This is a genomic window from Neobacillus drentensis, from assembly GCF_036965425.1.
GTDB classification, from domain to species: domain Bacteria; phylum Bacillota; class Bacilli; order Bacillales; family Cytobacillaceae; genus Neobacillus; species Neobacillus drentensis_F.
The window spans coordinates 9985-20059 of sequence record NZ_JBALPP010000065.1 but is presented as its reverse complement, the minus strand read 5'-3'; the positions used below and the strand labels follow the sequence as shown (position 1 = coordinate 20059).

The 10075-nt window shown below is 47.0% G+C and carries 5 protein-coding genes and 1 pseudogene; 3 read left to right on the top strand and 3 right to left on the bottom strand.

The features are described from left to right. Positions 1-191, top strand: a pseudogene (locus V7161_RS17120) (CBO0543 family protein); the annotation flags it as partial. 11 nt (positions 192-202) lie between these two features. On the opposite strand, the gene V7161_RS17115 reads toward V7161_RS17120, so the two are convergent. Beyond that, the gene (locus tag V7161_RS17115) at positions 203-1594 is read right to left on the bottom strand and encodes a PLP-dependent aminotransferase family protein (protein WP_335714168.1); all 1392 of its coding nucleotides are present in this window, start codon (positions 1592-1594) and stop codon (positions 203-205) included. Between the two features lie 115 nt (positions 1595-1709). Here V7161_RS17115 and V7161_RS17110 point away from each other — a divergent pair, with 115 nt between their 5' ends. Next, a complete protein-coding gene (locus V7161_RS17110) occupies positions 1710-2621 on the top strand; it encodes a DMT family transporter (protein ID WP_335714167.1) in 912 nt (303 codons plus the stop codon). 32 nt (positions 2622-2653) lie between these two features. On the opposite strand, the gene V7161_RS17105 is transcribed toward V7161_RS17110, so the two are convergent. Then, on the bottom strand, positions 2654-5548 hold the full coding sequence (locus tag V7161_RS17105) for a DEAD/DEAH box helicase (RefSeq protein ID WP_335714166.1): 2895 nt from the start codon (positions 5546-5548) through the stop codon (positions 2654-2656). A 443-nt stretch (positions 5549-5991) separates the two neighbouring features. Next, positions 5992-7632: an SWIM zinc finger family protein gene (locus V7161_RS17100; RefSeq protein WP_335714165.1), complete on the bottom strand. Its 1641-nt coding sequence runs from the start codon at positions 7630-7632 to the stop codon at positions 5992-5994. Positions 7633-7878: 246 nt separating this feature from the next. Between V7161_RS17100 and V7161_RS17095 the strand changes: the two genes are divergently transcribed. Beyond that, on the top strand, positions 7879-10075 hold a 2197-nt coding region (locus V7161_RS17095), incomplete at its 3' end, for an Ig-like domain-containing protein (RefSeq protein ID WP_335714164.1).

Here is a 10075-nt window from a genome sequence, read left to right as displayed (position 1 = left end):
TGATATTTAGTGTCCCTATGAGTATTGCTCAATGGTATTTTGAAAAGAATACCAGATTATTCAAATGGAAAAAGTGGAGCGCTTTGCACACGTTTGGAAGCATAAATTTTACTTTGTTTACGATTAGAGGATTTTTTGGATTACTAAAAAAAATAGATATGTTTAAGGCTAATCGAAATGTAATCGATTAGTAAAGCCCTCCTCACTTCAAAAGGGCTTGTGCCACTTCCACAAACTTACCCATCCCTTCACGCAGCTGCTTTTCATTTACGTAAGAATAACTTAACCGAACCCAGGAGGATGGCTGTTTTAAGGGATCACAAACTTGACCCGGCACAAAGGAAATCGATTGCTCAATACTTTTGGTCAATAAAAGTTCTGTAGAAAGATGATCCGGCAGCTTCACCCATAAATTTAGGCCGCCGTTAGGACTGGTCCAGTGCCAATCCGTTACCTTCAAAGCTTCCTCCATAATTTCTTTTCGAATTTGCAGAGCGATCCGGAGTTTTTCCAGATGCTGCTGCATTCTTACGGATGAAAAATAATGGAGGAATATTTTTTGATTAAGAAGCGGCGAGCCATTATCGGATAATGATTTTACCGTGATAAGTGATTTCATTAACGATGATTGGCAAATAACCGCGGCAATTCGCAAACCTGGTGATATATATTTGCAAAAGCTTCGGATGTAAATGACAGTTCCGGCTGTATCAAATGTATATATGGGCGGCGGCGGTGCCTGGTCGAAATAGATGTCATGATAGGCATCGTCCTCAATTAAAAGAGAGCGATATTGTTCCGCCAATTCGACCAGCTTTTTGCGCTGCCAGGCAGGAACCGTATAGCCGGTCGGGTTGTGGAACGTCGGGTTAAGATAAAACAGGCGCGGTTTATTATTTTTGAAAAATAGTTCAACCTCCGCTAAATCGTACCCATACGGATGAATCTCCACCACTTCGATTTTTGCTCCATATGCTCGAAAAAGGTCAATTGCCGCACTATAACTCGGACGTTCGAACAGTACAACGTCCCCTGGCTTAATCAAAGCTTGTGCAACTAAATGAATCGCTTGCTGGGAGCCGGAAGTGATTAACAGATGATCGGCAACAAGATGGGTTTTATAGCGGCTTATGAAATATTGACTAAGGACCTCGCGCAGCTCTGCATCCCCCTGCACAGTTGAATAGGTGGCAAGGACCTTTGGATAAAGGTCAAACACGTTCTTCACATAATCGGAAAGAAAATGATTCGGCAAAAGATTGGGATCGATCAAGGCCTGAGAAAATTGATAGGAAACCGGTGATTGATGGATTTCCGATAAATGATTTTTTTGGACATAGGCCGAAACGATAGGGTTATCGAAATGTTCCAGGTTTTCCGTTCCATCGCGTTCGACGAAGTAGCCGGCCTTATCCTTTACATATACTTTGCCGTCTTGTTTCAGTAATTGGTAAGCCTTTAAGACTGTTAAGCGGTGAATATCCATTTCAGATGCTAACTTTCGAACTGAGGGCAGTTTGTCATGTTCTTTCCATTCTCCGCGTTCGATTCGGTTCAGCACATAATCATAAACTTCTTGAAAAAGCGGTCTCACATCTACCCCTCCTCTGTAATGCGATTGTACCACGATTCCGGCAAATCTGTTCTATTTGATTCCATCTGTTCTAATGCTCTTCTTTTATGATAGAAAAAAAGGGGGAGTTATAGGAATGGTTATAATGAATTATATTTTCATGTGCTTGATTTTTGGAACGACGTTTCTGGGGATTAAAGTTGGCGTGGACGCAGGGGTGCCGCCATTTTTATCAGCAGGACTCCGTTTCTTTCTGGCAGGCCTATTGCTGTTTGGCTTCATGATTTGGAAAGAAAAAATACCGCTGCGGCTGTTATTTCGGAAAGAAATGTTTTTTACCGGGGTCTGTTTAACGTTTGGGACGTTTGCAACGCTTTATTGGGCAGAACAATATGTGACATCTGGGATTGCCGCTGTTTTATCGGCGACAGGCCCGATGATGATTTTAGGGATTCAGACCTTGATTTTAAAACAAAAAGGGAACCGGCAATCTTTTATTGGCTGTATGGTGGGGCTCATGGGGGTCACGCTGTTAATTCTGCCTAGTTTTTCAATCGAATTAAACCCCTTTTGGATGATTGGCTGTTTCGCCATTCTAATTGGAGAGGTTTTTTATGCAACAGGGGCGATTTATACAAAGCGGGTCGTCCAAAAATTTGAAACGGTATCGCCGATTGCCTTGAATGCAGCGCAAATGATGCATGGGGGGGTCCTATTAATCCTGTTATCTTTGTTTACCCAGGACATTCAGCCCGAAAAACTCTTAACCCCGGCTTCCGTTGGCTCCCTTGTTTATTTGACGATTTTTGGTTCGATGATCGGCCATACCATTTTTTATTGGCTGGTCTCACGGACCAATCCGGTTTTTCCTTCGACATGGCTGTATATCTCACCATTGATTGCCGTATTCCTCGGCGTGATTTTCTACGATGAATATATTTCTTGGCTGACCGCGCTCGGGACGTTGACGATTATTGTTGGAACTGTGTTAGTTAATATTAAATGGGCTGTTTTTCGAGGCGTTAGAAGCTTTTCTTTTAAAAAATAGGGAAGGGACCCTTTTCGTATAGGGTCCCTATTTCATCCTAAATTCACCAGATCCTTCAGTTCGTCCGTGGACAGTTCGGTGATCCAGTTTTCGCTTTGAATAATTTGGTCGTTTAAAAATTGTTTCTTTTCAAGCATAGCGTCGATTTTTTCCTCAAGCGTTCCTGTGCAGATTAGCTTGTGTACATGGACAAACCGCGATTGGCCGATCCGGTAGGCGCGGTCGGTAGCTTGATTCTCAACGGCCGGATTCCACCAGCGGTCGTAGTGGATAACGTGATTCGCCGCCGTCAAGTTCAAGCCGGTTCCACCAGCCTTCAGGGACAGTAAGAACACAGGAAACTCGCCGTTTTGGAACCGTTCAATCATATCGTCACGCTGCGTTTTTGATACGCTGCCATTGAGGAACGGTACCTCGATGCCAAAGTTCTTTTTCAACGTGCTTCGAATCATTTCACCCATTTCGATGTATTGCGTGAAAATCAGACAGCTTTCGCCTTGCTCGAGCACCGCTTCAATTAATTCGACCAGCTTTTCCAATTTATTGGAGCGGTCCAGGAGCTGCCGGTCTGCGGATTTTTCTTTCAAATAAAGTGCAGGGTGGTTGCAGAGCTGCTTTAAGCGGCTGAGCATTTGTAAAATTAACCCCTTGCGCTCGAAGCCGGACAATTTTTCGATCTCCGCAAACGTATCATGGATGAGCTGCTCATACAATGAGGCCTGTTCGGCTGTGAGCGGGCAGTATTCCTTTTGCTCGAGTTTGTCTGGGAGGTTGAGGGCGACCTCTTCATCCTTTTTCGTGCGGCGGAGCAGGAATGGCCGAATCAAAGACTGAAGCTGCTGCACTTTTTCCTTTTTCTCATCCTTTTCAATCGGAATCACGAACCGCTTTTGGAATTGCCCCAGGCTGCCTAGGTAGCCGTGATTGGTAAAATCAAAAATCGACCACAGCTCGGACAGGCGGTTTTCCATCGGTGTTCCCGTCAGTGCGATGTGATGGCGGCCGCGCAGCTTGCGGACCGCCCTCGATTGTTTCGTTTGCGCGTTCTTGATGTTCTGCGCTTCATCGATGGCAATGGAACTCCAAAGCTGCGACTCGAACTCCTCGGAATCCAGGTGGCTCAAACCATAAGAGGTGAGCACGACGTCGGCATCTTTGACTTTTTCGGAAAATCCCTCCTCTTTCAGGCGATTCGAACCGTAGTGGAGGTAGACGTTCATCTCCGGAGCAAAGCGCTCGAGCTCCTTCTGCCAGTTTCCAAGCACAGAGGTCGGACAGATGATCAATGCCGCCTTCGTCGGTGTTTTGGCATGTGCTTCGTCTTTTGTTTTCTTGCTCCGTGTAGTGTTATTGGTGTCAGGCACCAATGTCTCCTCATCCTTCACCTTCAACAAATAGGAGATGAGCTGGACGGTTTTGCCGAGGCCCATGTCGTCGGCGAGGGTGGCACCAAATCCGTACTGGCGTAAAAACCACAGCCAGCTCATACCGAGCTGCTGGTAAGGTCGGAGCTCGCCGTTCAGCCCGGCAGGAACGTCTACCAGCGGGATTTCGTGCACCTCGGATAACTGCTTCATCATTTGCTTCCATTGACGGTTCAACTCAATTTGAATTTTCGCAAACGCCTTCGGATTTTCTAGTTCATCCTCTGATTCGCCCGCCTCAACCAGCTCCTGTTCGAGCAAATCGCGGACATGCAGGCCTTCTTTTTCAGCACGTTTCATCAAATCCTGAATTTGGCGGATGAACTGCGGATCGAGCTTTACCCAGCGGCCGCGGATATACACGAGCTTTCTTTTTTCCTCCACCAGCTGGCCGAATTCTTCTTCAGACAGATCGACTCCGTTCATCGAAAAGCGCCAATTAAAGTCAAGCATGGCCTGAAGTCCGACGAACGAAGGACGGTGGCTGGATGTTCCTTTCAGCGACGCTTTCACCTTGAGGTTAGCATTTTTCATGGCCTGCCACCAGGAAGGAAGGAGAATCTCGACATCAAGCGCGAGCAGCGTCTCACTTGCCTCCGTTAAAAATATCCACGCTTCTTCCTCGGTAAGGTGTGTTTTAAAATAACCGTCCTCGCTAAGCCATGGAATCAGACGTACCCAACGCTCCTGCTCGCGATCCACTTTTTCTAAAAATGGCCGCCACTTCGCAGGTATTTTTGCGACTCCTTCAATATCATAAACTTCATCGGTATTTTTTTTGCCACGCAAAAAGACATCCAATGTCCAGGCGCCTTCACCCTCAATCGGTTCATCGAGCCGGAGCCCGATGGTGAACGGGGTGCCGCTTTCCTTAATGCCCACCCACTCGAGCCAGCTTTCTTCATCAAAATAGCGGGACAGCTCACGGCCAGAGATATTTTGCTTTTTCAAGAGGTCGAGCTTTGGTCCGAACAGCTCTTTCATCGCCGAATTTCTGGTGAGATAGGCATCGAGGGCGCTATTGTATAGATCAGAAATGTAGGTGCGTGTGGATAGTGATGCATTTGGTTCGACCTCTTGTTCCCAAAAAGACGGGTCAAACTCATCCTGGACCCGTTCCGGCAGCTTCCAGCGGAAATCGCCGTTCTCCCAGACCGAGAAGTCGGGGAGCCAGTCTTTTTCCAAAATGCCTTCATGCAGAGAATGAGCCGCAGCAAGGCAAAGCTCGGATTGCTCATTCCAGTCCCATTCAATAAAGCGGTTGAATGACTCCTTGGCAAAAAGGGAGACCAGCTGCCAGCCGCTGACCGCCACACCGGGGGCATCGTCGACTGTCTCAGTCTCAAGGAGTGTCCCGAAGAAGCTTTCCGCATGGCTGCTGAAAACGAGATTCTTCCAGATGGATGGGTCCATATTGTTCCCATGCTCATCCTGAGCCGTCAGGAAAAATCGGTCCTCACCTAATTTAGTTGTCAGCAATTTCATAAACCTTGTTTTAAGCATCGTTATGTAAACTCCTTTAAGGGGGAAAGAACATCATAGACGGCTATTTGGAGTTGGAGGGGTGGTGCTGATTTTCCAAATAATGTCTAAATGTACAAAACACCTCGAAAAATAGACAAAAGCTATTAAAAAATAGACAAAGTCATCAAAAAAATAGACAAAACCACTGAAGAAATAGACAAAACCCATCAAAAAATAGACAAAACCTCAATAAAGTAAAAAAGTTTGTGTTAAAAACCCTCTATAATATGCCTATAAATACTATTTCACGAAAAATAGGTAAACTTTGGATACCTTATTTGCGCATAACCCAATTTTATTTGCGAATCCAAGACGTTTATTTGCGAATCAAATCAATCTATTCATAATGTCCATCCGACGTGGACAAAATGGGGGAAGTGTCCACGCGCGGTGCCTGACACCACCAACGACACCACAGCGCACTATTCCGTTGAAACCTCAATTAATTTGCTCCGCTTGCATTCTTCATGAAAAGCTCGCAATCTCTTGGTGCGTTCCATCAGGGTATCTAAAAAATACTGCCAGTCGTCGACGCGTTTCAGCTTTTTGTAAATGGTTCGGAGTTTTTTTAGATGCCGTACGGCCATTCGGTAGCTCGCCCGGTTTTTCTGGTCGATTTCGCGCTGAGCGGTTTGGTGGAGCATCGCCAGCAGCACCTCTGGACGCTCCTTCTCGACGATTTTCAGCTTATCCTTCGGCAAATCATAGAAGTCCATGCCGACAAACGCATGGAGCTCGCCCCAGCGGTCGTACTGCCCGCGTTCAAACAACAAATATTCATATTCTGCAAAACTATATGGGAGCGTCTGCAGTAAAGCCCGTTCATACAGATCCGCCCGGTCGTTTTCCGCACAATAAGAGGCAATCGACCGAAGCGCAGTCCTTGTGAACGTCTTGCAGCTGCGATATCCGCCCAATACCTCTAAATAGCCTTTTATTTTTTGTAAAAATAAATCTACTACCGGCCCGACGCGTCGCCACGCTTTCAAATGACTCAAATAGTCAATCCAATATACCAGATAGGGCGTGAACGTGGCATCGTTAATCATCCCGAGCATTTTCAAAGCCAGTTCATCGTTTTGGAGCAGAAAATTCAAGTGAATCCTGCCAGCCACAAGCGGAAGAGGATTTTCCCAGTCCTGAAGCTCCTTCCCGCGTGTTTGAATCTTCTCCAATTCGGCTTCACGCCAAGGTTTCTTTTTAAAAAGCGATGCCCACAGAAGGCGGTACAAGTAAATCCGCTCATATTCCAGCACCGAAGCACAGGTCAGAATCTCGAACGCATCGTCCTTCAGTTTCTCGATAAACTCATCAAAGGCAAAAGGCAGTGATTGCACCCCAAATTTTCCGACTAGTTCCTCGGCATCATCCATTAAATTATGAAAGAGATGAAGATAGACGCGCTTAACCATTTCCTCACCGTGCCCAAGCTCCTCCGTCAACACAGCGAGCTTGCGGAAGGAAACCACAATCCCGATCAAGTCATAGAGCATGCGCCATTCTTGTTCGACAGGCGCACTGGCTTGGATACGCCTAGAATAAATATCGAACAATTCGGGAATGACGTATGGACTCGTGTATTTTTTCGTAGCGAGCAGGGTATCAAAACTGACCTCAAACGAATGCACCCAGCGGCTGTACTCCGGCTTCATCACACCGTTCGCCTTGATTAAATCCTTTGCAGTCTGCATGCCCCAGCTTGAGAGCTCCTTCTTCTCCTGCATCGGTTCGCGCCATGCTGTCACCCAGTCCGAAACGCTGCCCACCTTTGCATAGGCCGCAAAGAATACAGCCATCTTGTGGCGGCACCAGCCCTCTTGCGGACATGAACATTCGCTCAACGTATAAAAACTGAGGTCGAGAAGCACCTTTACCGGCGTCACATCCTGCACAACCGCTGTAACCTCATCTTTTTCTATATGTAATTGGGTAACCAGTCCCTGTCGGTACAACATTAGCCCTTTTTGGACGAGCCGCGCATCCTCGGCAGAATTTGGGCTCAGCAATTCCCGAATTTCCTCTGTAAAGTCATCCATTATTTTATTTTCAGGTGTCGACTCCAAGGCCGCGACCCCCTTTATTTGAAAAATAAATACATTTGTTTAAAAAAATCCATATTCCTTTATTATACCCAAAAACTTGCGGTTAGAGGAAGGGGGCGCTCGAAAAGCGTATTCAGGAAAGGAAAAAGATGATACAAAAATCGCTAGGGCTATAAGCCTATTATTTTTTTACTAAGGAATGGAATCTTACGTCCAAATCGGCAATATATTTTTCAATGTATAACAATTAAGGAGGCGATAGTTAGTTTGGGGAGAAAGATTTTTCTATTGGTGCTAAGCCTTTTGCTGCTGCTGCCGGGAGCGGGGCTGGCGGCAGCTACTGGCTCAAAAACTATTTCAAAATCCACTAGCAATCAAGTAAAAACTCAAGCGGTCACGAATGCCAATGAAACGACCGCGCCGGTTGTGCAAAATTTTCAGACTTCACCATCAATAGCAAAGCCGGATGCGACTGTGCAATTTACGGCTGTGGTGACAGACGATTCAGCGGTAGAGGGAGTAGATGTCCATCTTTACAGCAGTTCTGGGCAATTCCGTTACATCTCATTGTCCGTCGATCAAGCTTCCGGAAAATGGACGGGTACGTATAAAGTGCAGTCCATCGACGAAAATGGACCGTGGACGGTAGAGGTTTCCGCATGGGATGCAGCCGGCAACTTTATGCAGCAGGAACAAGGCAAAGTGACCATTTTAAATCCGGCCGTGGATGCTACACCGCCTGTAGTAAAGGATCTGCAAGTCTCTCCGAAAACCGCAAAACCAAAGGAGACCATTAACTTTACGGCAAGTGCGACAGATGAAACAGGCGTAACGGCAGCAACTGTTTACCTGACAAGTGACTCCAGGGATTTCCGTGAAATTCCGTTAAAGTATGACGAAGCGGCGGGAAAATGGGCCGGCTCGTATCAGGTACAAGAAAATGATGAAGCTGGAGCTTGGACAGTGGAAGTGAATGCCAGCGATGCAGCCGGCAACAACACTTGGTTTAGTGATTCAAGCGGCATTACGATTACGAATGCAAATGCTGACACGACCGCTCCAGTGGTCGATAGTGTCGAGCTTTCCACAACCCAAGTCAGTCTTGGACAGGAAATTAGTATTTCCGCAGCATTGCACGATGATCAATCAGGAGTAAGTTCAGCAGCAGCTTCTTTAGCAAGTCCGAGCGGCTTAATGCGTTCTGTTGACCTTACATACAATGAGCAGTCACAAAAATGGGTCGGCACGTATAAGATCAGCCTTGCAGATGAGCCAGGTGAATGGACTTTAAGGGCGCTGGATGTTTCTGACAAGGCCGGCAATCGCACTTGGGACTGGCAGGATGGGAAGACTTTCACCGTCACGAACCCGGATGCGGATACGAAGGCTCCAACGTTTGAAATAGTAACAATCAGCCCAGCAAACGTAAAAACCGGCGAAAAAGCAAAAATTGCGGTGACAGCACTCGATGATAAATCCGGCGTAGCAACGGTAGACGTGCGATTATCAAATCAGGAGCACAATGCACAGGATACAGTGAGTCTCACTTATGACGATGCTTCTCGCGCGTGGGTGGGCTGGTACCAGGCTGCGAAGGATACGATGCCAGGTGTCTGGAAAATAGATTCTATTTTTATAAAAGATAAAGCGGGTAACAGCGCGACCGTTTTTGCTGATGGATCGTTCACAATTGAATCGGACACAACCCCGCCTGAAAAACCGGAAGTGAAAGAAGTAACGGATAAGGATCAGACGGTCACAGGTACAGCGGAGGCCGGTGCAAAGGTAGAAGTAAAGGCTGGCGGGGCTGTTTTAGGCTTTGCAGCTGCTGGTGAAAATGGTGAATTTTCGGCTCCAATTACACTTCAGGTGTCAGGCACCGAACTGAGCGTTACAGCCACCGATCAGGCTGGTAATGTTAGTGATGCCACAGCGGTGGTGGTAAAAGATGTGGATGCGCCTGCGAAGCCGGTCGTGAATGCCGTAACGGATAAGGATAAAGCGGTCACAGGTACGGCGGAGGTTGGTTCCAAGGTAGAAGTAAAGGGCGGAGGCCAAGTAATTAATTCAGCGGAAACTGGTACGGACGGCAAGTTTTCGGTCACGATTCCGACGCAGGTGTCAGGCACCGTATTAACCATTGTCGCTATTGATATGGTTGGAAACGTGAGCGTGGCCGCAACGATTGTCGTCTCAGGGACAGCGGCAAATCTTGCTGGATGGGTCTTCCGGGATGGCAAATGGTACTATTATGATCCCGTCAGCTTCAAGCTGAAAAAGGGCTGGTATAAGGTCGGAGGCACTTGGTATTATTCCAATAACGATGGTGTTATGCAAACCGGCTGGCTGAAGGATGGCGCCAACTGGTATTACCTCAAATCAAGCGGCGCAATGGCAACGGGCTGGCTGAAGGACGGCGGTGCCTGGTACTACCTCAAGCCAAACGGTGCAATGGCAACCGGCT